Source organism: Ruegeria sp. ANG10, from assembly GCF_040705255.1.
Classification (GTDB): domain Bacteria; phylum Pseudomonadota; class Alphaproteobacteria; order Rhodobacterales; family Rhodobacteraceae; genus Ruegeria.
The window spans coordinates 39117-65326 of record NZ_JBFCVU010000007.1 but is presented as its reverse complement, the minus strand read 5'-3'; the positions used below and the strand labels follow the sequence as shown (position 1 = coordinate 65326).

General features: G+C 56.0%; 16 protein-coding genes and 1 pseudogene. 7 read left to right on the top strand and 10 right to left on the bottom strand.

The window, feature by feature from the left end; genetic code table 11:
* Positions 1–380: 380 nt before the first annotated feature.
* Both AB1A64_RS15090 and AB1A64_RS15085 read right to left on the bottom strand, forming a co-directional pair.
* A pseudogene (locus AB1A64_RS15090) lies at positions 381–1078 on the bottom strand (integrase).
* A gap of 212 nt (positions 1079–1290) precedes the next feature.
* Positions 1291–2463, bottom strand: coding sequence for an adenylate/guanylate cyclase domain-containing protein (locus AB1A64_RS15085; protein ID WP_366552159.1), 1173 nt, complete (start codon positions 2461–2463; stop codon positions 1291–1293).
* Positions 2464–2594: 131 nt separating this feature from the next.
* Between AB1A64_RS15085 and AB1A64_RS15080 the strand changes: the two genes are divergently transcribed.
* A complete protein-coding gene (locus tag AB1A64_RS15080; protein WP_366552158.1) occupies positions 2595–4205 on the top strand; it encodes an arylsulfatase in 1611 nt (536 codons plus the stop codon).
* A gap of 212 nt (positions 4206–4417) precedes the next feature.
* Here AB1A64_RS15080 and AB1A64_RS15075 read toward each other — a convergent pair whose 3' ends face one another.
* Entirely contained in the window at positions 4418–5350 is a 933-nt protein-coding gene (locus tag AB1A64_RS15075) for a LysR family transcriptional regulator (RefSeq protein WP_366552157.1), read from the bottom strand.
* 334 nt (positions 5351–5684) lie between these two features.
* Between AB1A64_RS15075 and AB1A64_RS15070 the strand changes: the two genes are divergently transcribed.
* A complete protein-coding gene (locus AB1A64_RS15070; protein ID WP_366552156.1) occupies positions 5685–7364 on the top strand; it encodes a BCCT family transporter in 1680 nt (559 codons plus the stop codon).
* Between the two features lie 438 nt (positions 7365–7802).
* Here AB1A64_RS15070 and AB1A64_RS15065 read toward each other — a convergent pair whose 3' ends face one another.
* The 3 genes from AB1A64_RS15065 to AB1A64_RS15055 are packed head-to-tail and all read right to left on the bottom strand — an operon-like array spanning position 7803 to position 10223.
* Positions 7803–8699 (bottom strand): U32 family peptidase, encoded by an 897-nt coding sequence (locus AB1A64_RS15065; RefSeq protein ID WP_366552155.1) that lies wholly within the window; start codon positions 8697–8699, stop codon positions 7803–7805.
* A 4-nt stretch (positions 8700–8703) separates the two neighbouring features.
* Positions 8704–9681, bottom strand: coding sequence for a peptidase U32 family protein (locus tag AB1A64_RS15060; RefSeq protein ID WP_366552301.1), 978 nt, complete (start codon positions 9679–9681; stop codon positions 8704–8706).
* The gene (locus AB1A64_RS15055; protein WP_366552154.1) at positions 9681–10223 is read right to left on the bottom strand and encodes an SCP2 sterol-binding domain-containing protein; all 543 of its coding nucleotides are present in this window, start codon (positions 10221–10223) and stop codon (positions 9681–9683) included. Before AB1A64_RS15055 ends, AB1A64_RS15060 begins: the two co-directional genes overlap by 1 nt.
* A 126-nt stretch (positions 10224–10349) precedes the next feature.
* On the opposite strand from AB1A64_RS15055, the gene AB1A64_RS15050 reads away from it, so the two are divergent.
* The 3 genes from AB1A64_RS15050 (at position 10350) to AB1A64_RS15040 (ending at position 15881) form a co-directional block, all read left to right on the top strand.
* The gene (locus tag AB1A64_RS15050) at positions 10350–11858 is read left to right on the top strand and encodes a UbiD family decarboxylase (protein ID WP_366552300.1); all 1509 of its coding nucleotides are present in this window, start codon (positions 10350–10352) and stop codon (positions 11856–11858) included.
* Entirely contained in the window at positions 11855–12427 is a 573-nt protein-coding gene (locus AB1A64_RS15045) for a UbiX family flavin prenyltransferase (RefSeq protein ID WP_366552153.1), read from the top strand. Before AB1A64_RS15050 ends, AB1A64_RS15045 begins: the two co-directional genes overlap by 4 nt.
* Before the next feature lie 160 nt (positions 12428–12587).
* Positions 12588–15881 carry a DUF3857 domain-containing protein gene (locus AB1A64_RS15040; RefSeq protein WP_366552152.1) on the top strand — a complete coding sequence of 1098 codons (3294 nt, stop codon included), beginning with the start codon at positions 12588–12590 and terminating at the stop codon, positions 15879–15881.
* A gap of 16 nt (positions 15882–15897) precedes the next feature.
* Here the strand turns inward: AB1A64_RS15040 and AB1A64_RS15035 are convergent, their stop codons facing one another.
* Positions 15898–16806, bottom strand: a complete 909-nt coding sequence (locus AB1A64_RS15035) for a LysR substrate-binding domain-containing protein (RefSeq protein ID WP_366552151.1) — start codon at positions 16804–16806, stop codon at positions 15898–15900.
* A 96-nt stretch (positions 16807–16902) separates the two neighbouring features.
* On the opposite strand from AB1A64_RS15035, the gene AB1A64_RS15030 reads away from it, so the two are divergent.
* On the top strand, positions 16903–18423 hold the full coding sequence (locus AB1A64_RS15030; protein ID WP_366552150.1) for a trimethylamine methyltransferase family protein: 1521 nt from the start codon (positions 16903–16905) through the stop codon (positions 18421–18423).
* Between the two features lie 44 nt (positions 18424–18467).
* Positions 18468–20936 carry an FAD-dependent oxidoreductase gene (locus AB1A64_RS15025; protein WP_366552149.1) on the top strand — a complete coding sequence of 823 codons (2469 nt, stop codon included), beginning with the start codon at positions 18468–18470 and terminating at the stop codon, positions 20934–20936.
* 11 nt (positions 20937–20947) lie between these two features.
* On the opposite strand, the gene AB1A64_RS15020 is transcribed toward AB1A64_RS15025, so the two are convergent.
* Genes AB1A64_RS15020 through AB1A64_RS15010 form a run of 3 tightly spaced genes read right to left on the bottom strand, consistent with a single transcriptional unit; the run spans position 20948 to position 26127 of the window.
* Positions 20948–22276: an HlyD family type I secretion periplasmic adaptor subunit gene (locus AB1A64_RS15020; protein ID WP_366552148.1), complete on the bottom strand. Its 1329-nt coding sequence runs from the start codon at positions 22274–22276 to the stop codon at positions 20948–20950.
* A 3-nt stretch (positions 22277–22279) separates the two neighbouring features.
* The gene (locus AB1A64_RS15015) at positions 22280–24370 is read right to left on the bottom strand and encodes an ABC transporter transmembrane domain-containing protein (protein ID WP_366552147.1); all 2091 of its coding nucleotides are present in this window, start codon (positions 24368–24370) and stop codon (positions 22280–22282) included.
* Complete coding sequence (locus AB1A64_RS15010) at positions 24367–26127, bottom strand: ABC transporter transmembrane domain-containing protein (protein ID WP_366552146.1); 1761 nt, start codon at positions 26125–26127, stop codon at positions 24367–24369. The genes AB1A64_RS15015 and AB1A64_RS15010 overlap by 4 nt, the downstream gene beginning before the upstream one ends.
* Between the last annotated feature and the right edge of the window lie 83 nt (positions 26128–26210).

Below are 26210 nucleotides of genomic sequence, written 5' to 3'. Positions count from 1 at the left end.
TCGTATCGCACGGTTGCAGCGATTGAGAGACGGAATGGTAGGCTGTATTGGCTGCGGCTGCTTGTCGATGGATACGTGCAAGCTCGTCAATTCAGATGACAAAATCAGTGCTAACGGCCCCGGGCCGCGTTACCTTGAGGAAGATGCGCCAGAGGTAGGAGGCTCTATTGGTACATAGTCAAAGTTGGTTTAGTTGAAGCGGTATCGACTGTGTTGTCATTGCCGACTTTTCTCTAAAAGCTCATATTGCTTGCGCGGAGAATTACTGCTTCGGAGAAGCTGCATTGCGGCGTGGCCTGTAGCCGCTAATGACTGCTTTCGGCCGTCGTCGTGATTAGCAATTGGAACGCCAATCATCTTGTCGAGCCGATCTTCAGCCCTTAGCGGAACCCTTCTAGCATTACCCTTGCGCTCTTTAAGTCCGGAGTATCGAAGCCTTCGGTGAACCGTTCGTAGACCGGTGCTAATGTACGATAGGCAAGAACATCCTCGCCCTTGCGTTGGTAGACTTCGGCAAGGCTCAATGCGGCGCGAAGGTTGCCAGTCTTCTTGTAGATCTGAGTGATTTTCGTGCGCCGCTTCGAATACGTGCCATATGCGCTGGCTTCCAGTCCGATCGACGTGACCCAGTCCCGAACGATCTGTGCATACTGGCGTGTCGATATGTGAAGGCGCTCATGAAAACGGTCTGACCAAAGATACTCTGATCCGACCATTAATTCGTCTTCCATCCATTTCTCGACGGATGTGCGGGTGCCTTCCAATATCTCAAACCGGACTGGCTTCTGCGACTTGCTCTGCAGCACTGACGCGCGTTCCTTGATCTGGCCAGACGCCATCACATCCACAACGTTCATCTTCAAAAGCCGCACCCGCGAAGTTTGCTGTCGATTGCCAAATTGAACAGAGCTAGATCACGATGGTTTTCTGCCAATTCAAGCCGCACCCGGATTGCCCAGACTTGCTTAGGTTTCAGTGGTCGCTTCTGACCGATGATGCGGCCCTTGTTCCAGGCTGGTCGAAGTGCGCGAATGGCAGGTAAGATTGGATTTCCCTGACTGATCCTCCGATCCGCCATGCTCTCCCAAAACGACAACCCGACGTTGACACAGACCTCATACCACAGGATGCCGCGCCGACTCCGATGTCAGGAACCAACCCAAACCGGACCCTCATCGTCGGGCTTTGCAAATCCCGAAACGCGTGACAAACCAGCCGTTTGGCACTTGGCGTCCAATACCCGGTTTCTGCTTTTTTGCGATGCAGCCAAACAAAATATGTGACACTGACTCAAAGCTCTCCTTCGACGAGAGAAAACAATTCGATTGGGCGAGCAAGGCCACGAACTTCGTGAAACCCACAAGGGGAAAACAGATCAGAAGAGGCGTCGGCAATCGCAGTTGTCGCCAGCACTCTACGGCGAATAGATTTAGTTAACCCCTCAATTCGACTGGCAACGTTCACTGCGCCGCCGAGAACCGTAAAATCAAGTCTTCCGGGACTGCCGATGTTGCCATAGCTGACTTGTCCAACATTGATCCCGATCCCAACGTCCAAAGGCGGCTTTTTGGCCTCAACGCGGCGACGGTTGAGTGCCGTCAAACCGGCCAATACACTTTGTGCAGCTTGCGCAGCCTTTCGGCATCTGTCGGCGTGATCGGCCTGAGTTGTGATGGTGAAGATCGAGAGAATTCCGTCACCCATAAACTTGAGAACATCGCCACCGTGATCTTCCACAGACTGAACAACCAGATCAAAGTAGCCGCTCAGCGCGTCAAAGACATCTGCCTCGGGTGCAGCTTCTGAAAGTGCCGTGAAACCTCGTAAATCAGAAAACATGACGACCGCATCAAGGGTCGTTCGTTCACCTCGCTTGATCCGCCCGTTCCACACGGCATCGGAGGGCCCATCGCCAAGATATGTTCGTAGTAGACCCTTAGCTGACTTGCGCATCGTAACAGGTTCCAAAGCGCAAGACAGAGCAGGCAGTGCGGCCTCAATCAATTCCAGATGTCGTGGTGAAAAGCCGTCTGGTTCCTGCGTGACAAACGTGCAGCCGTGCAGAGATTCATCGCCATAATACATCAGAGTGGCATAGTAATCTGTGCCACCTAACTCAGCGAATTCAAGATACGATGAATGCTCAGTCTTTGGATCCAGTTGTCGCAGACTTTTGTGCAGCGGCTTTCTGTGCTCCAGAATGTACTCAAACGAGCTGCCAACATACCCTTCTGTCAACATAGTTTCGTGAGTTACGTCGTAGCTGTCGGTTCCGTCAGGGGTCCAAACGACCCCCCATGCGATGAGTAAAGGATTGGCGAAACGCTGACCAATATTGACCCGCCAGAGCGGAACACCTTCCTCAATTAATGACGAGCAGAAATGGGAAACTACTTTCACCGGGTCGCCTGAGCGGCGTCCTTCGGTAATCATCCATTCGGTTAGTCGTGCTACAGAGGCCATGTTCTCAAATTAGTCGCTTAGACAAGATGATCAAAGAACCTTGGTTCTGCCCCTCTATTGTTGTGTCGCTTGGGGACAAGATCAACGTCGATAGTGCGGTAAGCTCATAAGTGCAGCAATGGAGCCTCCGAATGCCGACAAGAAAACGACCGAATGTGATACTGATCTTGGCCGATGATCTGGGTTTTGCAGATTTGGGTGCCACCGGATCGGAAATACGCACTCCAAATATCGATGGCCTTGCAACTGAAGGTGTGTTGCTTACGGCAATGTATAATTGCGCCCGCTGTTGTCCTACGCGGGCGTCTCTTTTGACAGGGTTATACCCGCACAACGCCGGCGTGGGCCACATGGGGGCCGACCTGGGTACGCCCGCATATCAGGGGTTTTTGCGTAATGACAGCGCCACCATAGCTGAGCACCTACGTGCAGGTGGCTATCGGACCTTGATGTCCGGCAAATGGCATGTCGCCGGAGATTTCATGGCACGCGAAGTTGACAGTTGGCGGGTTGGAGATGTTGAGCATCCGACGCCGAGACAGCGCGGTTTTGATCGCTTCTATGGGATCGTCGATGGCGTCACCCACTTCTTCTCGCCGCACTACATGCTCGAAGATGACAGCCGTGTCATGACATTTCCTGATGACTTCTATTTCACAGATGCGATCACGGACAAAGCGATTGAAATGATCGAGGAAACGCCCGACGACCAGCCTTATTTCCTTTATCTCGCGCATACTGCGCCGCATTGGCCTCTGCATGCCCATCCCGAAGACATCGCTCGCTATGACGGGATGTATTCAGGTGGTTGGGACACAATCCGTACCGCACGACACGAAACCATGAACAGCATGAACCTGTTTCAGAGGAACTGGGAAATATCTCCGCGTGATGTTGCTGTTCACCCTTGGGAGGCCGAACAGAACACCGATTGGGAGGCTCGAAAAATGGCCACCTATGCTGCGATGGTAGACCGGATGGATCAATCTATCGGCAGGCTCATCGCTTCGCTAAAGCGTTTGGGGCAGTTTGAAGACACCTTGATTTTGTTCCTGTCCGACAATGGCGGCTGCGCTGAATTCATGGCGGAAGATGGGTGGGCAAAATTCTTTCCGGATACCACAAATGACGGCCGCCGCATTGAAATGGGAAACCGCCCCGATGTGATGCCGGGCGGTGCTCAGACATATCAGAGTTACGACAAACCGTGGGCAAATGTCTCGAATGCGCCATTTCGTTTGTTCAAGCACTATGTCCATGAAGGCGGGATATCGACGCCGCTCATCGCGCATTGGCCCAAGGGGTTTGCCTCTGAGAAAAACGCGCACGCTGCCTGTCATGTCGTCGATATTTTGCCGACTATCTTGGACGCAACGGGTTGTCAGTACCAAAGTGAGGTTGGTGGTCACGAAATTCAGCCTATGCAAGGGCAGTCATTGATGGACCTGTTACGTGGCAAGGACTGGGCGCGAGAAGAGCCTATCTTTTTTGAACATGAAGGAAATTCGGCGGTGCGGCTGGGTCAGTTCAAAATTGTCAGGCAGCATGGGCAAGATTGGGAACTCTATGACATCGAAGCGGATCGTACGGAGTTGACTGATTTGAGGGGGAGCAACGCCGAATTGGAGGCAGACTTGATTGGTCAATATAACAACTGGACCAAACGGACAGGTGTAATGGATTGGGATGTTTTACTTCCGAGGCTACTAGAGGCGTGGAAGATTGAAACCGCAGAGGGATAGTTGGCTTCACCTAGGGTTCAGAACCGCCCACCTCCGCACTCCAGGTAAATGACTGCCCCAGCCCGTAACCGATATTCGCGACCAGACTTTGCAATTCTGTAAAGCGCGAAAAAAAAGAGTTTTCCATGCCGGTTCGAGGCGTTGCTGTATTGCATTATTTTTCGAATTGACCTGACTTAACGGCAGGGTTGACTAAACAATCCGACGACGTCCTATTTCGAAGATGTAGCGAGAACTTGATCCGCGATCCAATCGAACACAAGTCTGGGACCTCGGCCCGAGCTGGTATGGCTCCGCGACATCACATAACCGGCATCGCTAAAAACGAGATCGTCCGTAACGGCCACAAGGGAACCCTTGCTGAGCAGACCATCAATCAACCCAATCCAGCCTAACGCGACGCCTTCACCTGACAAAGCAGCCTGGGTGACCATGTCGTAGTTGTTGAAGCTAATGTAATTTTTCTTTCTTTCGCCCGTTACGCCTAAGCTCTCAAACCATCCATGCCAGGTTTGCCACGCCGCGGTTGCAGGTTTTGAAAGACTCAAAAGTTGAACATCCAGCAAGTCTGCGGGGCTTTGGATTGGTCCAATTTTCTCTAATAGCTGAGGACTGCAAACAGCGGCGACAACCTCTTCCAAGAGTAGTATTTCGTCAGGTTTGATCTGGTCTTTGGGTGCAACGTGGATACGAATGTCGCAATCGGTATCATCCAGACTGGGCGGCACATTTGAAGCCAGAATCTGAAATTCAATTTCATCCCCGATTTCCTCTCGGAGGTAACCAAGACGAGGCAGCAACCAGAATGTTGAGAACGCAAAATCGGCAGAGATTCGAACACTGGGTTTAGTTTTGCGTTCCAGCAAAGAGTTTACCGCATAATTCATCTGCGTCATTGCGGGTCTGACCACATTCAAAAGCCTCAAACCTTCGTATGTCAGTGAGACGCCCCGGTGTTCTCTTTTGAAAAGGACAACACCCAGATCAACCTCCAAACCTTTTATCCGTTGCGAGATCGAGGACTGGGTCAGCCCGAGAGCGTCTCCGGCACTTGTAAAGTTTCCATGTTTTGCGACCATCTCGAACGCATAAAGCGCCACAAGGTTCCGGCTTAGATTGGTATTAACTCTATTAATGTCATCCATAATTACTCAGCTACTGCAAAAGATGGAAAATTTATACCAAAAACTATGCCAATGGGCGCGAGTGCAGCCTTGTGAGTGAAACACGGGAGCCGATGATAACCAAACAATACCGCGGCCACAGGTGCGGACAGCCATCCGATTAACGAAATTCACATGCGTACGCTGGCTCTAAGAAGCTAAGAATTTCAGCGAGTTTTAACTCCCCGGATCCAGTGAGATCGACGAGGCAACTTGTGTGCATCGTTGGGCTCATTGGTTTCCCGGCAATATGGGCGGTCGGGCCAAAACTAGCAGACAGTCCCACCAGAATATCAAAAACAGGGAGAAGTTGATTATGGCGATAAAGCCACCTCTATCAGAACTTCCGATTAAGACCGCTGACAACGGTTTTTATCGGGGGTTCAGTGTAAACGTCACGGTGATCAGTAAGATTATCATTAGTTTGCTGGTCGTCTGGTGCATCGTTTGGCCGACCCAGGCCGGCAGGATCCTTGGCGATTGGAATGCAGCCATTCTGGCTCAGTTTGCAGCTTGGTACATCTGGGTCGTAACCGGGTTTGTTATCGTCTGTATTGGTTTGGCCATTTGGCCAACCGCGGGACGTCTGAACCTGGGTGTCGAAGGCGAAAAGCCGGAGTTCTCGAATTTCTCCTGGTTTTCGATGATGTTCGGCGCAGGTATCGGGGTCGGGATGTTGACCTGGGCAGTTGCAGAACCCGTGGCCCACTTCAAGAACAACCCTTCGGTTATTCAGGGGGTCACTACAGCTCTGGATGCGGACAATGTGCGCACCGCCTACGTGTGGTCCTACCTGCATTGGGGATTGGGCGCCTGGGCGTGCTACGCGATTGCCGGTTTGGCATTGGCATTCTTCAGCTATCGCCGCGGGCTTCCGCTGACGATCCGCTCATCCTTGACTCCGCTTTTTGGCAAAGCACTGTCGGGCAACCTTGGGCACTTGATTGATATCGTCGCGGTTGTTGCGACGATCCTCGGTGTCGCACAGACACTTGGCTTTGGTGTCGAGCAATTCGTGGCAGGTTTGACACGTATCGGCATTGGTGGATTGGCTAATGCGGACGGGTCAGCCACAACGTTGGGCATCATCGTCGCCTTGCTGGTCATTATGGGGGCCTCCACGCTGTCGGCTCTGTCCGGTGTGGGTAAAGGCATTAAGTGGCTGTCGAACATCAACATGGCATTGTCGATCTTTCTGCTGGGTTTCTTCATCCTGTTCGGAGCGACATTCTTCGGCGCTAGAGCTTTCTTTGTCGGCATCTGGGACTACCTGGTCGCTTTGCCCTGGCTCAGCTTCAATGTTTACGCATCAGATGGCGTTGAGGGTTCCGAGGCCTTCCTGCTGGCACAATGGCAAGGCTGGTGGCCGGTGTTCTACTGGGCTTGGTGGATCGCATTCGCCCCCTTCGTTGGATTGTTCCTGGCGCGAATCTCGCGCGGTCGGACCATCCGTGAATTTGTGCTGGGAGCAATGATCGTACCGTCTCTGATGTGCTTTGTCTGGTTTGCGTGGGCCGGTGGCACCGCCATCGACCTTGAATTAAATGGCGGCGCCAATGGCGCGATCCTGGACGCAGCCAATGGTGACAAGATCTTTGCCATGACTACGTACATGCTCGCACCAGTAGCGGAGTTCCTTGCGTGGGCAATGGCAGTAGTGATCGTGATCCTATTGATGACGTTCCTGGTAACATCCGCAGACTCAGCAGTTCTGATCGTGAACACGATCAACGCTGCTGGTGACGAAGGGCCCAAGGCTCGCCCGCACATCATGTTCTGGGGCGCGGCGCTGGCATTGGTCGTTGGCGGATTGCTAATCTCTGGTGGAACAGGAGCAATCCAAACCGCTATGGTAATCGGCGCATTGCCTTTCTCTATCGTGATGGCACTGATGTGCATTGCGTTGATCAAAGCGATCTGGAACGATGGACGCCGCGAAGCCGCCGGAATCGCATCAACTATTGATCCAGAAACATCAACGATGCCAGCCGAATAATATTCGTGTACCCTATGGTGACCCTGGGACATGCCTAGGGTCACTAATATGATGGCAACCTACACTGAAAACTATCAAAAATGCGGGTTTTAGCGCCGCATACTGGCTGCTCGATCATAATCGAAATTGCGTCTTAGGTTGAATTTTGCAAAGTCAGCCTTCTGCGACCTTCTGACGTTGTACAGCCGGGTTGCTACTTGGCAGCGAATTGGAGCTATGTCCGCATACTGAGAGTTCGCTAGGGCCCCGAGTTTGCACTCGCGGCGAATGACGGCTTTGGCGGGCCGCAATGCGGCGATGAAGGTTCTTGGCCAACGGCAGGTTTGGGCCGGAATCAGTCCGTTTCGTCATTTTGCGGAATTGGCGGCATAAGCCGAGGGTTCGGTACCAACTCTTCGTTCAGTAAGAAACTTTGCAACAGATCCGCGTTGCACAGAGTCAGGAAGCGCCTGACCAGTCCGCGCCGCATGCTCCGGTCAGGAACCCATCGCTTAGACGCAGGTTGGGGTCATCCGCCGTGATCTGCTGCGCAACACCACCTTGGGGCAATGTCTTATCCAGACGCTGGCGGTACAATTCACAAAGTTGCGCAAACCCCTTGGATTGTGGGGACAGGCGCAGGGCTGACACTCCGGCCGCACGCAATTGTTCAATCTGATGGTCGGTGCAGGCGTAGCTGTCGGATAAGGTCTGTACCCCGTTCATCGCCATGAAGGGCCTGCCGTCACCAGTCAGAACCTCGAGCCCGTCTGGGTCGTCTTCGCAGGCGAATTGGCAGTTGTCCTTGGTGCGTCCGTGCAGACGCGCGTGATAGCAGCGCCCGGAAATGGCCAGTGGCAACCGGCCGTGGCCCCAGACCTCGATCGCGATGCCCAAATCATCGGCTACCCGCGTCAATGCCTCAACTGATGCCAGCGGCAATTCCGGCGGCAGACAGACTTGAATTGCGCCACGGTCCGCCAGCCAGTTCAGCGTGCCTTCATTGTAGACATTCACCAGCGGTCCTACGGTAAACGCGCAGCCCTTGGGCAGATGGGCCAGGGCGGTCAAATCATTGACCTCGACCGTCACACCCATTTCGGCCAGTTCGGCGGTCAGCTTGCGTTCGCGATTCAGCGTGATCAGCGCAAGGCTGGTGAGTGAAACCTGTTTCCCAGCGTCGAACAAAGCGGAAATCGTTTCGGGGATACGATCCTGATAGAAGGGCAGGCGTTTGGAACAGACCAGCTCTCCGATCACCACACGATCGACCGGAGATTGGGTGAGGTCATGATAAAACCCGGTCCAGAAATTGGCGGGCCAGAAGAACTGGCTGGGCCCGACTGTCAGTTCCATCGCGTTATCTCCATGTTTTCTTATAGGCGCCGGTTGTCATGGCCTGCCCCTCGGACAGGCGGGCAAGCATGCCCTCGGGCATCGGGCGCCCGGCCTCAAGCGCATCCACCGCCGCGCGGAAATTACGCACCACCTGCGTGACATAGGATTTCGACCGTTGCCGCCCTTCGATCTTCAATGCCGTAACGCCTGCCTTTTGCAATTGCGGGATCAACTGCTCGGCGTTCAGGCTGACCGGATCTTCGAACAGATGTCCGGTTTGGGATCCTGCGGTGAAACACCCCTTGCACAGGGTGGGGTAGGGGGCCGGTTCCCCTTTGTCGACACGGTGGATTAGATAACCTCCCAGACGCGCATCCAGGACGCCCCGATCTTCGGAGTAGTCCACATGGCTGGCGGGTGAGCAGACACCGTTCATGTTTGGTGACAACCCGGTGGCATAGGAAGAGAGCGAACAGCGCCCTTCGGCCATCACGCACAGGCCGCCGAAGACGAACACCTCAGTCTCAACCTCGGTTTCGGCATTGATGGCGGCAATCTCGGGCACGGACAGAACGCGTGGCAGGACCACACGTTTGACGCCAAACGTGTCGGCGTAGAAATTGATCACATCGGCATTGGCAGCGGCGGCCTGTACCGACAGGTGCCGACGCAATCCGGTGTGGGTGCAGGCGGTGTGGTCCAGCAGTCCAAGATCGGCCAGGATCACTGCGTCCGCGCCACAGGTTTCGGCATCTGCCACGGCTCTATGCCAGATCGCCTCATCCCCTGCGCGGGGGAAAGTATTGATGGCAACCAGCACTTTTGAGCCGTGTTGATGCGCAAAACTCACGGCATCGCGCATTTCGCTGCGATTGAAGTTCAAGCCAGGAAAGTTTCGGGCGTTCGTTTCATCGTTGAAACCGCAATAAACCGTATGTGCCCCCGCCTTGACGGCGGCCCGCAAGGCGGCGGGCGTTCCTGCTGGGCAGACTATTTCCATTACCATATTACTGCGTCCTCGGGTCGGGCCAAGCAGAGGCCAGTTTGACGCTCGGCCAGGGCAATCAGCTTTTGCACCGGACGCGCAAATGGCCCTGAAAACTTGGCCGCTTCTTGCGCCAGGTCCAGTTCGGCATCGTCCACGGCATTGCGCAGGGCGAGGGCTGCGCCGGTATCGCCCTCAACCACCAGATCGCGCGAGAAAAACAGCGCATCGCCATCAAAGGCACCGTGAACCAGGCCAAGTAAGGCCGCAAGCGGACCCGAGATCCTGGCCACCCCGTTCCCCCGACTGCGAGTCAGGGTCACCTTTGGTCGACCATCGTTGGGATTGAGACACAGAACAATCGGCAGGTCGACCGGGTCGAGTACAAAATCAGTCTTGCTGTATTCGCCCAGGCGCTGAAACAGGCCGGGTGAGGTGCGGGCAATTTTGCGCGCAAAAACCGTCAGCGAAAGGGACAGGGGCGCAAGCGGTACCAGCCGCAGCGCCGCCGCCAGAGGGGTGGGGCAGTGCGGTATTGTTATGTGAGGATCGGACAAACTGACCTCCGGCGGTTTAGCAGGTCCTGCTGTCGTAGGCGGGTGCAGGTGCCCGTGAATTGACTGTTGTCAATTCTGCGCGACAAAATCGTTGTTAGGGGAAGGGCAAATTACCGGAGCTGTCCCATTCGCACCTTACCGAAATTTCCCACCCTTCGTGATTTTCTTGGTTGGAGCGAAAGCATCGGCCAATTCCAGGCGGTGTCCGAACCCGTCTCTTTGCGCCACCAGATGACGGCCGTGCATCGCGCTGTTTTGGAAGCACAAGGGCCGGTTCTGCTGTTTGATCACCCGATAACGGCGCAGGGCGACCGATTGGATATTCCCGTCGTAGTCAACCTGTTCGGCACCGCCCGGCGCGTCGCCGCAGGGCTGGGCGTTGCGCCAGATGGCCTAGACGAATTGGGATCCTTTCTGGCGGCGCTGCGCAGCCCCGCGCCGCCGGATGGGTTGCGCGATGCCCTGTCACGCTGGCCGATGCTGAAGGCGGCGTTGGCAGCGCGTCCAAAAACCGTTCGGTCGGCGGCGGTTCAGGATGTTGTCCACACCGGGACAGATGTCGACCTGTCTGCATTGCCGGTACAGACCCATTGGCCGGGCGATGCCGGGCCACTGATCACGTGGCCCGTGGTGGTGACCCGCCCTTTTGGCAGCGATGCCGGGGATGTCAGCCGCTATAATGCTGGTATCTACCGTGTGCAGGTTCTGGACCAGAGCCGATTGATCATGCGCTGGCTGCCTCATCGCGGCGGGGCGGGGCATCATCGCAGCTGGGTACAGCGTGGCGAAAAAATGCCTGTGGCCATCGTTTTGGGTGCCGATCCTGCAACGCTGTTGTCAGCGGCGCTGCCGCTGCCGGAAACCGTGTCAGAGGTGAGTTTTGCAGGTGCCTTGAACGGCACTCGAACCCGGATGATACCTGCCAAATCTGTGCCACTGTTGGTGCCAGCCGACGCCGAGATTGTGTTGGAAGGCTGGGTTTCCCCAACCGATACCGCCCCCGAAGGCCCGTTTGGCGACCACACTGGGTACTACAACCCGCCCGAGCCGTTTCCTGTAATGCACGTCTCTGCCGTGACACATCGTGAGGCACCAGTTTACCTGTCCACTTATACAGGTCGCCCCCCGGATGAACCTGCCATCATCGGCGAAGTGTTCGCCCGGCTGTCATTGCCGACCATCCGCGCGCAGATTCCCGAAGTGTGTGACCTCTGGCTGCCGCCTGCCGCTTGTTCGTATCGCATGGCGGTTGTCAGTATCGACAAACGCTATCCCGGACAGGCGCGGCGGGTGATGATGGCGCTTTGGGGGATGTTGCCGCAATTCAGTTATACCAAGATGATCGTGGCCGTGGATGACGATATCGATCCGTCGAACTGGGACGACATCGCTTGGGCGCTGGCCACCCGCATGGATCCTGTGCGCGATGTGATGTTGCTGGAGAATACTCCTATAGACTACCTCGACTTTGCCTCGCCCCAACCCGGATTGGCGGGCAAGATGGGCATCGATGCCACCAACAAGATCGGCTCGGAAACCTCGCGCGAATGGGGTGAGGTCATGCGAACCTCAGTTGCCGATGCGGCCTTTGCTGCTGATCTGTTGGGCCGGATCATGCCGGGGCTGAGCCAATGAGCGCTGCCCGTGTCATATTGGGGGTGTCCGGTGCATCGGGCGCAGCGCTAAGCCTTGCTGTGGCGGGCAATTTGTCGGGGTTGGGAGTTGAGATTGATCTGGTCGTCAGCCCGGCGGCCAATCTTACGTTGGCGCAGGAATGCGGCGCGGATGCGTTGGACGATCTGTGCAATCTGGCGACCCGGCACCATGCGACCGGCGATGTGGGGGCAAGTATCGCTTCCGGTTCGGTCCCGGTTGCGGGCATGATTGTAGCGCCTTGTTCGATGCGCACGCTTGCAGCGATTTCGTTGGGTCTGGACGACAACCTGCTGACCCGAGCAGCCAGCGTGCAGCTTAAGGAACGCCGTCCTTTGATCTTGCTGACCCGCGAAGCGCCGCTGACGCTGGCGCATCTGCGCAATATGACCTCTGCAACGGAAATGGGGGCCGTGATCATGCCGCCCGTGCCCGCTTTTTACCTCAAGCCGCAAAATTTGAGTGACGTGATCGATCAGATTGCTGCGCGGGCCGTTGATTCCCTGCGTTTGAACGACCCCACCGCCGCGCGCTGGAATGCGGGTGCCTGAACAGGGCGCGAATTGGATGTTACGGAATCCATAATTCTGCCACTATGGTGCAATCTATTGGCGAGTATTGGTTTTTCGGGGTTCTCTCATTGTGAACGCTCTTTTTCCTGATATTTCGGCAGCACCAGTCAAAACCCCCATTTTTAACGTTGAAACCGAATTGAATGGCGCCGTTCGGGCCGAGCTGCGCCAATTGGAGGCGCGCAAGCAGTTTGCACTGAACCTGCCTTTTGCCCTGGCCTTGAGTGTCTGGGCTGCCATTTTCCTTGCTGAATCCGTGGGCACTTTCTTTGTTTCATGGCATTCGAATCTGGGCTTTTCGGCGGCCGGTGAACAACCTTGGATCGCGTTGTTCGTCGGGCTGCTATGTCTGTTCTTTGCGCGGTCGAGCGCGTTGAAAGCAGGCAGTTTCTGGGCGATCTGGACGGGTCGCGCACCTGTTATTCTTACCCCAACTGAGCGTGTGCCCGAGGCGGTGACTTATTCGATTGAGCAAGATCACGTCACCGCGCAAGAGGAGGATTTCACCGAATCTTGGCATTTTGCGCATATCTCTAAACTTGAACGCAATGGGCGGTTCGTGATGTGGCGCAGCCCCGACATGAGGTTGCTTTTTATCCCCTTGCCGACCGAGCAAGACGCCCAACACCTGCTGCGCAAACTCAAACAGGAAAGCCGTTCGGGCAAAGGCGGTTTTGCGCTACAAGACGCACCGGATGCGGCGTTGGTGCAGAATACCTCGGCCCGCGACGCGTTTGAGGCGCTTGAAGGGGTCGCAAGTAAAACAGGAACCAAATGCCCCAATAGGTTGGATTCTGTTTTCAACTATTTGACTTTCCTAATCCTCACCGGGTTTGCTGCGCTTGGCCTGTGGTCTCTTGTTTCGGGTGAAACCGTGCAGGCAGGTTTTCCGCTGTTCAATCAGCTGTGCGTCGTGTTGTTGGTCACCGCACTGATGGCGCATGCGTCATTTTTTCGAAGGCATCTGCCCCGTCTGCGGCATCTTCACTTTGCTCGTTACGGGCTTGTGCGCGGCATCGCGTGGGGGCCGATCGCCGTGACCTGCGACACGTCAGGGTTGGAGATCTGGCGGGAAGGTAGGGTTTTGCGCATCGGCTGGAACATGGTGCGCGCGATACACAGCGAAAATTACCTGACTGTTGTTGAGCTGACCGACGACCAGGTTCTTGTTGTCCCTGAAATCCCTTCGGCGACAAATCTGTTGGCTGCCCACCGCACATCGCGGGGATTGGGCCCATGGGATGGTGCCAGACATGCCACGGTACCGAAACAGGGAAAAAAGAAACGGTGGTGGTCGTTCCTGATCAGCGGCGTGGTCTGGTTGATTATTTTCGTGACGATCTTGGGATTCATCGGCTGGCTTCAATCCAAACCCGCCGCAGCCGAGATGCTGCGAAATCCAACCCTGCCTGCATGGTACGAAGAGGTTTCACCACAGGATCGACAGGCCGCTTTGGCAGCAGACAGACCCGTGAGCCAACCCCTGTTTGACGAGAAAATGCGGGTCGAAGAGGCCGGGTATGAAATCGTCAGACAGGGATTTTTTGTTGTTCACGACCGGTCCAGTCTTGAGGATTTCGGTGAGGTTCGCCTGACGATGGATCCGATTTTCGAACGCACCACATTGCATCGGCTGCGGATACATCGGGGCGGAAAGACATTTGACCAACTCGACTTGCCGTTCCGAGAGTTGAGTCTGGAGCGTGAACTTAAATCCGGCGTGATGCAGGGTGATATTGAATATTTCGGCCAGATCGCCGATCTGCGCGTGGGGGATGGAATTGAGATCATCTGGTCGAAAAAGGCGACAACACCGGTTTTTCCTGACCAGTTCCACTATTGGGCAGACAAGCCCAGAGTCAGCAGTTGGACGGAGAGGCGGATAAGCATCGACTTGCCCGCGTCGACCCGTTTTGGTCTAAATCATACCGAAGACTTCTCGATCAGCCGCCGCGAAGCCAATGGGCGCACGGTCTTGTCGTGGGCTTTTGACGGGATTGAGGAAGACGACGGAAACCTGCATGCGGCAGAGGCCTGGGATGTCTCGAATGACGGGATGCAGCTGTCCACGTTTCTCGATTGGGGACAGATCGCACAGCGCTTTGCGACAGATTACCGACCTCGTCCCGATCTTTTGCCCGATGATCTGATCGCAATACTTGAGGAGATCGCGGAGCAATCGAACGACCCCGAATGGCGCGCGACTCAGGCCCTGCGGCTGGTTCAGGACCGTGTGCGGTATTTCAGTGTTTCCATCGGGGAAGGCGGTTGGATACCCCGTACGCCGAATACGGTCTGGTCCACAGCTTATGGGGATTGCAAGGATAAGGCGCTGTTGCTGATTTCGATGCTGGCGCATCTGGGTATTCAGGCCGATGCGGTCATCGTGGATCATGAAATCGGACCTGCCTTGCCACGCATGTTGCCGTCACCCTTTGTTTTTGATCATGCGATCGTTCGCATTCGCGATGTACAGGGTGACTGGTTCGTTGACCCAACCGACCTGTTGCAGGGCGGGGTCGGTCGGGCCATTTCGCTGACCGGTTTCACCTGGGGGCTGCCGCTGTCGGCTGACAGCACCGAACTGGTCGAGATTGTGCGGCATCTGCCGGATGAGCCCACGTCCGAAGTTCTGCAAGAATACACTTTGTTGGATGAAGGTCCGGTGGCGGCCATTCTGGATGTCACCGAAACCTGGCGCGGTGTGAACGCAGATTACAGACGGTGGCTTTTCGATCGCCAGGATGAGGAACAGCGGCACAAGAATTACGAAGATTGGTATGCGGATCGCCTTCCCGGTGCCACGCATCCCGATGCGATGGTTGTTGAGGACGATCTTGACGCCAACGTCATTCGGCTGGTGCAGCGATATTCCCTGCCGCGCGACGGGTTCGAAGAAGACGGCCTGTGGGAGGACCTGAGCCACTTTGGCTATGCGGTTTCGGATCAGCTTTACGAGCTTGATGATGACGCGGTGTTGGCAGGGCAATCGCAGGTTAATAATCCGATCCACGCTGTACACACAGTGGTCATGCGCAACGTGCCGGCACCCCTGAACCAACCGGTCGGTCACAGCTTTGAAAACCGCTTTGTCGATTTTGAAACCAAGGGCGAGTGGAACGAAGCTGAGGCGTCCTTGCGCTATGAGTGGGTCCTGAAAACCAAGAAAACCACACTAAAGCCGGGAGATGAAGACGCCTGGCGCGAGGCGGCTGATTACGTTGACGATCATGACTTTTACAACGTCAACTTGCATCAAAACCTGTTCGGCCTGGAATTGGATAAGCCGGTCTATCTGGGGCAGAACGCAACTCAGCTGATGGTTCTTCCCCTGCTTGTGTTGGTGGCCATGGTGACGTTTGTGATGTTCCGTCGCGGTGTCAGAACTGAAGTGGCAGCCAGCCGCGCAATGTTGGGCGCGGACCGGCGCTAATGCCCGCCTCGCCTTGTTATCCGCCTTGCCGGGAAGACAGGATCCAATCACGCACAATCTCGGCCTTTGGTGTCAGGGGACGGGTTTTGGACCACACCAGATAAAACCCTTTGCCCGTTTTCCAGGCCCATTCAGGACGCGCCGCCAGCATGCCCTGCCGCACCAGCGGAGCCACAACATGATGCCAGCCAAAGGCAAAGCCCTCGCCAGCCATCGCGGCCTGCAAAACCAACGCATAATCGTTCAGCCGCAGACCTGTGCGAGGAGTGACCTCGGTGATGCCAAAGGTGCGAAACCACTGTTCCCAAGTGGGGCGTTCACGGATTGGCTCCTCTAGGTGAATGAGCCGTTGATTCAGCAGGCCTGGCACATTCTTGAGCGTGACGGCGGCGGCCATGACGCGGGGAGCGGCGACGGGATAGATCATCTCATCTGATATCAAATGTGCGTCGCAATCGGGCCAATTGCCATCGCCCAACCGCACGGCAAGGCTGATGGTTTCCACGTTCAGGTCCGGCTCGCGATCGCTGGATTGCAGGCGCAACTCAATATCGGGGTGGTTTTGCTGAAACGACGCGATACGAGGCATAAGCCAGTAGTTGTTGAATGCCGAGGAGGCGCTGAGTGTCACGTGATCATTGCTGGCAAATTGTCGGATCGAAGCTGCGGAATGCGACAACAGTTCAAACGCGCGGGTGACATCTGAAAACAGACGGTTTCCTGCATTGGTCAAAGTGATCCTGCGATGGCTGCGCCGAAACAAAACGACGCCAAGTGAGGTTTCCAATTGCTTGATCGAGGCACTGACGGCGGGTTGCTGCACATTCAACTCCTCGGCCGCCTTGGTGAAAGATCCCGTACGCGCAGCAGCTTCGAAGACGACCAGATGGCGAGGTGAGGACAGAAGGGACCAGGGTTTTTGCATAACTTCAGATTATGCTAAACATAAAAATTTTCAACCGTCACAGAGGTGCGATTGAGCACTATGGTTTTTTAAAGAAACATGGCGATGAGGGTTTCAATGGCACGGCGCGCTCGGACATCCAGAAATCGGCAGGACACGCGCGCGGCGGTGCCCACTTCGCCCTATATTCAGCGTCAGGCCCCGTTTTACGATCTGCTGGATGAGGAACAGGCCGTCCGTCTGGAACAGCAGGTGGATTGGATTTTGCAGGACGTGGGCATTGCCTTTCGCGACGATCCCGAAGCACTTGTGCTTTGGAAACGGGAAGGGGCCCGGGTTGACGGTGATATCGTACGGGCCCCTGCAGATTGGATCCGCGCCCTCTGTGCCAAGGCTCCCCGTGAGTTTACCCAGTTGGCGCGCAATCGGGATCGGTCCGTTGTCATTGGTGGTCGAAATCAGGTTTTCGCCCCGATATATGGCGCACCTTTCGTGCGCGACCTGAAAGGTGGGCGGCGCTATGGCGATTTGAAATCCTTTGAGGACCTTGTCAGACTGACCTATATGCACCCGAACCTGCATCACGGCGGCTTTGTGACCTGCGAACCCTGTGATGTTCCGGTCAGCAAACGGCATCTGGATATGTTGCTGGCCCATATGACGCTCAGCGACAAACCACATCTTGGCGCCATCACCGAGATGAGCCGCGCACAGGACAGCGTCGATATGGCCGAGATTGTTTTCGGTGCGGACGTGATGGCGGAAAACTGTGTCATTATGGGCAACGTGAACACCAACTCGCCGTTGTTGGTGGATCGGGTGGTGACCGAAGCTGCCCGCGTCTACAGCAGCCGGGGACAGGGCATGATTGTGGTGCCGTTTATCTTGTCCGGGGCGATGGGGCCGGTTTCGACCGCGGCCTCAGTTGCGCAGGCGATGGCTGAGGCGATGATGGTCTGTGCCTATGTTCAGCTTCTCCGTCCGGGCTCGCCTTTTGTTTTGGGGAACTTCCTGTCCTCTATGTCGCTGAAATCCGGCGCGCCGACTTTTGGCATGCCCGAACCGGTGATTTCAAACTACGCAATCGGACAACTGGCCCGCCGCGTGGGTCTGCCTCTCCGTTGCGGTGGATCGTTGACAGCCTCAAAGATCGAGGATGCGCAAGCTGCTTATGAAAGCGCGGATTCGATGCATTCAACCATGCTGGCCGGGGCAAATTTCGTTCTTCATTCAGCGGGTTGGCTGGAAGGTGGTCTGTGTACAGGGTTCGAAAAGCTGATCATGGATGCGGATCGGCTTGGGTCGTACCAAAAGGTTCTGGATCTTGGGCTGGACACATCAAACGAAGCTCTGGCCCGCGATGCCTATGAAGAAGTCGGTCCCGGCGGCCATTTCCTGGGCTGCGGCCATACTATGCGTCACTATCAGAACGCGTTTTACGAACCGGCACTCAGCCACAGCGAAAATGTCGAAAGCTGGGAGGATGAAGGTGCCAAGGACATGCGCACCCGCGCTTATGAACGCTGGACCCAGATGCTGAAAGACTATGAAGCGCCCCCGATAGATGTGGCGTTGAGAGAAGAGCTGGAGGCATTCGTTGCCAAGCGCAAAGAGAGTCTGCCCGACGCCTGGTATTAACCCTCCGACCTTTCACCTTTGCCGGTCAACCAAGGAAAACACGTATGCCCGAGATTCAAAAAGACGAAACAGTCACCGGCAAACCGCTGCCGTCCCACGCCAAGGTCGTTGTAATTGGTGGCGGTGTCGTTGGCTGCTCGATCCTGTTTCATCTGGCCAAATTCGGCTGGAAGGACGTGGTGCTTCTGGAACGAGATGAGCTGACCTCGGGTTCGAGCTGGCATGCGGCGGGGCAGATTCACACGATCAGCTCGGACCCGAATATCAGCCGTCTGCAAAGCTATACCATTGATCTGTATAAAGAGATCGAGGAGACCTCGGGCCATTCGGTTGGATTGCATATCACTGGAGGGTTCTACGCGGCCTCGACCAAGGAGTGGTACGACTATCTGAAACGCGAGCGGTCCAAGGCGCGCTATATGGGCCTGCATCAGGAGTTCATTTCTCCGACCGAGTTGGCCGAACGGCACCCGCTGGTCGATCCGAAACACTACTATGCAGCACTGTGGGATGATCAGGACGGTGATCTGGACCCGTCGGGCGCGACCTATGCCTTTGCCAAATCTGCGCGCGTTCATGGCGCGCAGTATTTTACCCATTGCGGTGTCACTGCGATGTCGCAGCGCCCCGACGGATCGTGGGATTTGACCACGCCCAAAGGTCAGATCAATGCCGAGCACGTGGTGAATTGCGGTGGGCTGTGGGCGCGTGAGGTCGGGCATATGTCTGGTATTCACCTGCCGGTGCAGCCGATGGAACATCATTACCTGATCACCGAGAAAATCCCTCAGATCGCCGAGCGGATGGAGATCATGGGAGAGGCGGGGCGTCTGCCCGCCGGGATCGACTATGAGGCCAACATCTATTTCCGGCAGGAACGGCAGGGAATGCTGCTGGGCACGTATGAGCCGAAATCGACCCCATGGAAGGTAAACGGCACGCCGTGGGATTTCGGGCATGAACTGCTGCAACCCGATCTTGACCGTATCGCCGACCGTTTGCAGATGTCGTTTGAACGCATTCCTACCATTGGTGAGGCCGGGATCAAGGACATGATAAACGGGCCTTTCACCTTTGGCCCCGATGGCAACCCGATGATCGGCCCGGTGCCAGGGATGAAGAACTATTGGGTCGCTGTGGGCGTCATGGCGGGCTTTTGTCAAGGCGGCGGCGTGGGCCTGACCATGGCTGAATGGATGATCGACGGAGAGCCCTCGATCGACGTCTGGGCCATGGATGTGGCGCGGTTCGGTGAGTTTGCGACGCCAGACTGGGGCACGATCAAATCCTCGGAGAACTACGAACGCCGTTTCGTGATGACGTTTCCGAACGAAACGCTGCCCAAGGGACGGATGCAGAAAACCACCGCGCTGTATGATCGGCTGGTCGCAAAAGGCGCGCGGATGGGGCAGGGCTTTGGGCTGGAAAACGCGTTGTGGTTTGCCGATGGTCCTGAGGACGCGCATGAAGATCCGACGTTTGAGCGTAACCGCAGTCACGACTATGTCGCGCGTGAGGTGAAAGCGGTGCAAGAGGCTGTTGGTGGGATCGAGATTGCCAACTTTGCCAAGCACGAGTTCAAAGGCGCGGGTGCGCGGGCCTATCTGGATTACGTGCTGGCCGGGTATGTACCCAAACCGGGGCGCCTGACGCTGACACCGATGTTGACGCCCAAAGGTAAGCTCTATGGTGATTTGACCGTGGCCTGCCTGGCCGACGATCACTTTATCCTGTTTGGATCGGGCGCCATGCAAGAGGCGCACCGTCGCTGGTTCGAAAAGGACCTGCCGGATGGTGTGAGCTATGCCAACGTGTCAGATGACTGGCACGGCGTCGCATTGTCTGGTCCCAAATCCCGCGAGTTGTTGGCGCGGCTGACGCGAGAGGATGTCTCGGCTGAGGCCTTCAAGTTCCGCGATCTTCGTCAGACCTTTGTCGCTGGGGTACCGGTGATCCTGAACCGTATCTCATTCAGCGGCGAGCTGGGCTATGAGATTTACTGCAAGCCACAATACCTGCTGCGTCTGGCCGAAGCCATCGAAGAGGCCGGGGCTGATCTGGGCTATCGCTGGTATGGGGCCCGCGCGTTGATGTCGATGCGGCTGGAGAAAGGGTGGGGTGTCTGGACGCTTGAATTCCGCCCGGATTTCAATGCAGTCGAAAGCGGCATGGACGTCTTCATCAATTGGAACAAGGAGTTTGTCGGCAAGACGGCGACCGAGGCGGCCCGAGCGGAAGGCATCAAACAGAAGCTTGTGACCATGACGATCGACGTCGACGCAATAGATGTGTCGAATGATGAGGCGGTCCTGAAGGATGGCACTGCCGTCGGGTATGTCTCGTCCGGTGGTTTTGCGCATCGGGTCGGGGCGTCGATGGCGATGGGATATGTTTTAGCGGACCATGCCGCGCCGGGAACAATCCTGCAGGTGGAAATTCTTGGCGCGTTCTATGACGCCACAGTCTTGGGTGCGCCAATTTACGACGCCAATGGAGCCAATATGCGCGCCTGACCTGACGGCCATCAGCGTTCGTCAAAGGCGTTGTTCACGGTCTGATGTACAGGCTTCAGCATATAGGCGAGCAGAGTATTCTCGCCCGTTGTCATCTCTGCCACCACGGTCATCCCAGCCTGAAGAGGACGTTCATACGCGCCGCTGCCGACGGATTTTCCGGCCAATTGTATCGACGCCCGGAAATAGGTTTCGCCTGTCATCTCGTCGACAAGCGGCACCGGAGACACCGCGGCGATCTTACCATGCACTTTGCCAAAACGCCGTACATCGTAGGTATCGACGGTCAGGTTTACGGGCTGCTCTGTTCCGATATGCCCGATCTCGCCATTTGGTATGCGGGCCTCGACCATCAGGTCAAGCTGCGAGGGTAGCAACTCGAAAATCGTCTCACCGGGTGCGATGACTTCACCCGAGTTTGGGAAAGCAACGGATTGTACGATCCCCATGTTGGGGGCCGTGATACGAAGCTCTTGCAGCTTGCGATCCACGATGTTCAGTGACACCAGCAGCTCGCTGCGCATGTCGGTCAGGTCTTCGATCTGGTTCAGCATCTCTTGCCGCAGGGTCAGTGTCTGCTCGGAAATACCCGCCTGAGCAAGCGTCAAAGCGTTGCGCGCCTGGGCTAGGCGGACTTCTCCGTCTGATGCCGCAGTGCGCAGGGCATCCAGCTGGTCGGCATCCCTCGCGAGATCACGCGAGGTCGTCAGCCCCTGCCCATGCAGACGGCGTGCGCGATCCAGTTCGAGTTTTTTGCGCTCAACCCGTTCCAAGGTGAATTTCTGCGAGGCCTTGAGGATTTCGAGTGTCTCTTGTTGCTGCAGGATTGTCTGCTGTTTCACACGCTGGCTTTCGGCGTGGATTTCCAGTGTAGCCGCCGCACGGTGCATATTTCGGCTGCGCAGCGATACCAGCTGAGCCTTGGAGACCGCGCCGCCGTTAGACAGAGTTTCCAAAACGGTACGGGCCTGCGACAGTTTGCGGTCCAGCGTCGCGAGTTGTTCGTGCAGTTTTTGCTGTTCCTTGCTGAGATCTGGGTGGCGCAATTCGACCAGCACATCGCCTGCCTTTACCCGATCACCGTCTTGAACAAATACGCGCTCGACAATGCCGCCTTCCATTACTTCGATCTGCGTATAGTCACCCACTGGCACAATGGTACCGGGGGCACGCGTGACCTGGGGCACCTCGGTAAGACTGGCCAAAATAACCAAAGCAGCCACCATGCCAGAAAAGACAATGGCATTCAGCGCCGCAAATCGCGTCTGACGGGTCTTTTCCTTGTGTTTGACCTTTGCAATTGGACCCCTTTTCTGCCGCGTTTTAAAGGAAATGCGCATTGTTCAGGCTCCTGTTGCTTTCAAAACTGCCTGCACCTTCTTGACGGCTGCAGGCCCGGTGTCATCGATGACGACACGATCCCCGTTCAGATAAATCAGCCGATCCGCCATCTGCATGAGCGAACGGTCGGCGGTGGCTATCAAAACGGTTTTGTTGCCTCGTTGGCTGTCCAGCCATGTCTTGAACCGGGTGCGGCGTGCCTGCGACAATCCGTTGGTCGGTTCCGAGAACAGATATACAGAGGAACGCCGCGCCATGCTGCGTGCCAAGGTAAGTGATTTGAGAAGTTCACCAGAAAGATTGGACATAAGCTGAATATTCAGGCGTGTGTCACAGCCTTCGGGCAGGGCATCAATTTCACTTCGAATTCCAATGCTGTCCAATGCCGCGCGGATGTCGTCGTCATCCAGCGTAGGGGCGGCCAGACGGAAGTTCTGTTTCACGGTCCCGTGGAACAGGCGTGGGTCATAGGTTGCATATGTCACCGATTTTCGCAGCTCATCACGCGCGATCTGACGGATGTCTATACCATCATGTTCGATCACACCGGCCAGCGGCGTCGCAAGCCCGCTGATCAGGTCCAGAATTGCCGTTCGGCTGGCTATGTCCCGGCTCATGATGACGACCAATTCTCCGGGTGCGCAGCTGAATCCGGTTGCTGTCAGCAGCGCTGGGTTCAGCGGGTCGGGTCGATAGCTGACCCCTTGAAACGAAATTGCGCCGCGCAGAGTTTTTTGGTGCGACCGGCCCTGACCCAGCTCAAGCTCTTGCGTCAGAGCCAGAACCTGATCCGCTTGTTTCTGGCTATTGCGGTAGCCGACAAGCTGGCCGAGCGAAGACTGAAAGGCCTGGAGCGGGGCCAGAACTTTCGACACAAGCGCAATTGAGGCAATCAAGGCACCAAAGCTCATGCTGCCCGCAACCGCGCCATGGGCGCTGAGGACGATGGCGCCTACAGACCCAAGGGTGACAATGGTTTGCGACAGGGATTGCACCAGGTTGCGCAACTGACGCGCGCGGGCTGTTGCGGCCTCGGCCACTTCGGCCAGTGGCATGCTGCGGCGCAACCATTGCTCCTGCATTCCCAAGTTGGTCAATGCGCGCTGATGTTCGACCGCATCCTGAATGACCATGGTGCTTGCTCTGGCGGCTTCACCTGCCGCGTGATCCAACCGCTGTTGGAAGGGCAGGGCGAGAAACCCGATACCCAACAGCAAAACCGCAAGCCCAAGTGTCAAAAGCCCAACGGAGGGGACTAGATACGCCAATACAGCCAAGAACATAACCGCAAACGGCAGGTCAATCAGGGTGGTTACCATCTGGCCGGTAAACAGCTCTCGCAAGGATTCAAAATGGCGAAACCGCGCTATTTGCTGGTTTACGCTGGATTTTTGCAGTTGCGACAGCGGCAAGCTCATCAGTTTTGCAAACAGATCAATGGCCAGCATACGCTCTCCGTTCTGGCCAACATGGGCCAATGCTTTTGTGCGGACGTAGCGAAACAGAAAATCCGACATCGACAGAATGGTCACCCCAATGGCCAGCGACATCAGCAGATCAGTCGAACCGGACGGAATCACACGGTCATAGATCGCCATGATCAAAAGCGGTGCCAGCAGCCCCAGCAGATTGGTCAGAAATGCCGCCAGCAATAGGCCGGGGACCATTTGGCGTAATACCTTGAAAGCCCCTCCGACAGTTCTGAGTTCTCGCTGGGAAGGCTGATAGTTGTATTTTTCAATGCGGATCACCGTGCAGGGCATAGACCGCACGTTAAATCGTGTCCGATTGCCGGTGTTCAGATCCGCAATCCGTAGCACATCTCCTTCGCGGCCAAGCACCACGTAACTCCCCCCGCGCGTCAGAACTACCAAAGCAGGACATTCTTCTTGGGTTATGTCGCTCTCAAGACAGGTTGTATGCACATGGGGCACTTCCAGGTTTTCAAGCGTCCGGAGCAGGTCAGCGGCATCAAGCGTTTCGGAGAGATGGGGAAATGCCTCGGCGATCGCGTCTGCATTGTTTTGCCAGCCGCCGACCAGCAAAAGATGCTTCAACAAGGACGCGGCATCCTGAGTGTTGACCATGCTCATGCCACGTCCTTTCTTTGCCGGTTGGCAAACTGCTCGTCACATGCGTCTGCTTTCCAATCTGCAACCTCATCTCCTGTCAGGTGCGTCAGCTGGCAGGTCACGTCCGCAAGACGCGCCATGCGTGGATCGGGGCTGTCCATAAGGATCGTCGGTCGCGAATTAAGACTGGAAAGACAGTCTGACAAAGCCTCACGCTCAGCCGTGTCCAGAACCGAAGTTGGTTCGCTCATGATCAACACTTGCGGTTGCAGCGCCAGTACGCGGACCAATGCGATCAGTTGGCGGTTGACGGGATCGTCCTCAAACACACGGCCCAAACCCATCATGGTATTGTAGCCCATCGGAAGGCGATTGATCCGTTGTTCCAGACCTAACCGCGCGGCAAGTTGTTTCGCCCGAGTGATCTGATCTTCGTCGCCAAAGGCACTGAGGTTTTCCAACAGGGTTCCGGACAAGATGGCCGGATCGGTCTCCAACATGACGATGGCATTTGGCCCGCGCCAAGACACGAGGGAGTGCGCCGGTATTCCGTCGATCATCACCTCACCGGCAGTCGGCATCCGCAGTCCGGCCACCGCGTCATAAAATGCCTGCACTTTCCAGCGCGCCGCGCCATCGACCAACGCGATCTGACCAGGCGCTAGTGTCAGAGCCTTCACCATCACATCTTCAGCTTCTGCGCTGTCGCGCCTGAGTCTAAGGTTGCGCAAGGTAATCCTGCCTTTGATTGGAGCGGCGTTTTTGGGAATAGGCGGAGTGGTCTTCAGAGCATCAATCTCGCGCAGTTTGCCCCAGGAAAACGCCACATTTTCGGACTGCACCCACAAGGTCATCAACTTGGTCAATGGTTGCACGATGCGGCCGTTCAGCAACATACAGGCGGCCATCTCGGCGATCCCGATCTGCTGTTGAATTACCAGAAAAGCGCCAAGCAGACCCATCGCGGCCACTGAGACCTGCCCGAAAATTGCACCGAAGTTCTGCGCAAGGCCGGAAAACCGAATCAAGCGATGACTGATTTCAACCGTTTGATCCTCTAAAAGCTCAAAGCGGCGCGTCATCTGACGTTCCATCCTGTTGGCTTTAATGGTCTGGCTGCTTGAAAGCACTTCGGACAAAAAGGCGTATCGGCGGTTGTCCAGTGACTTGCGCCTGTCAAACAGGGACCATTGCGCCCTTTTCATGACCAGTGAGAAGACCAGGACCGCCACCAGCCCGACCACGGGAACCAACACCAGCCATCCTCCGATCAATGCCACCATAGCGGCTAAAACCAGGGTAAATGGCAGGTCGATCAGCAAGGCGTGGTTCTGTCCGGCATGATGATCGCGCAGCTGGGCTATGGCTGCAAAGCGATCCAGATAGGTGGATGCCGGGTGACGTGAAAACGCGGTCACATCAGCGCGCAGCACTCGGCTGGCAAAGCGGTGATAATTTGATACTGCTGCCCGCTCAGACGTGACGTTCAACAATGTTGAACGGCTCCAGCGCAGGATCATTTCGATTGTGACGCTTGTCAGCAGAAGCAGCGTCAGCATCGTCAATGTTTCGGTTGACTGAAAAGGGATGACACGGTCAAAGATCAGCAAAATAACGACCGGCATGATCAACGCCACTGTATTCAGTGCCAGTGATGCAGCCAGAATAGGCACTTTTGTCGCAAGGGTGCTGTCGCGTCCCTTGAAATCCTGTTCTTCCATGTCTGCCCCGTTCAGTGACTCTTGTTGAACAGACGTCAGAACTTCTTTCATTTTCATAAACTTACCGGGTTCGAGACGAGAGAAGTTGAATCAAATGCGCTGGAATATGGAAAGGCTGGTTTAACTTTTGATCGCTACGC

Excerpts from the sequence above, each read along its gene's own strand:
- AB1A64_RS15025 (WP_366552149.1), top strand. The coding sequence starts at position 18,468 with ATGCCCGAGATTCAAAAAGACGAAACAGTCACCGGCAAACCGCTGCCG.
- AB1A64_RS15030 (WP_366552150.1), top strand. The coding sequence starts at position 16,903 with ATGGCACGGCGCGCTCGGACATCCAGAAATCGGCAGGACACGCGCGCG.
- AB1A64_RS15070 (WP_366552156.1), top strand. The coding sequence starts at position 5,685 with ATGGCGATAAAGCCACCTCTATCAGAACTTCCGATTAAGACCGCTGAC.
- AB1A64_RS15020 (WP_366552148.1), bottom strand. The coding sequence starts at position 22,276 with ATGCGCATTTCCTTTAAAACGCGGCAGAAAAGGGGTCCAATTGCAAAG.
- AB1A64_RS15060 (WP_366552301.1), bottom strand. The coding sequence starts at position 9,681 with ATGGAAATAGTCTGCCCAGCAGGAACGCCCGCCGCCTTGCGGGCCGCC.
- AB1A64_RS15010 (WP_366552146.1), bottom strand. The coding sequence starts at position 26,127 with ATGAAAATGAAAGAAGTTCTGACGTCTGTTCAACAAGAGTCACTGAAC.
- AB1A64_RS15075 (WP_366552157.1), bottom strand. The coding sequence starts at position 5,350 with ATGGATGACATTAATAGAGTTAATACCAATCTAAGCCGGAACCTTGTG.
- AB1A64_RS15080 (WP_366552158.1), top strand. The coding sequence starts at position 2,595 with ATGCCGACAAGAAAACGACCGAATGTGATACTGATCTTGGCCGATGAT.
- AB1A64_RS15065 (WP_366552155.1), bottom strand. The coding sequence starts at position 8,699 with ATGGAACTGACAGTCGGGCCCAGCCAGTTCTTCTGGCCCGCCAATTTC.
- AB1A64_RS15035 (WP_366552151.1), bottom strand. The coding sequence starts at position 16,806 with ATGCAAAAACCCTGGTCCCTTCTGTCCTCACCTCGCCATCTGGTCGTC.
- AB1A64_RS15015 (WP_366552147.1), bottom strand. The coding sequence starts at position 24,370 with ATGAGCATGGTCAACACTCAGGATGCCGCGTCCTTGTTGAAGCATCTT.
- AB1A64_RS15085 (WP_366552159.1), bottom strand. The coding sequence starts at position 2,463 with ATGGCCTCTGTAGCACGACTAACCGAATGGATGATTACCGAAGGACGC.
- AB1A64_RS15045 (WP_366552153.1), top strand. The coding sequence starts at position 11,855 with ATGAGCGCTGCCCGTGTCATATTGGGGGTGTCCGGTGCATCGGGCGCA.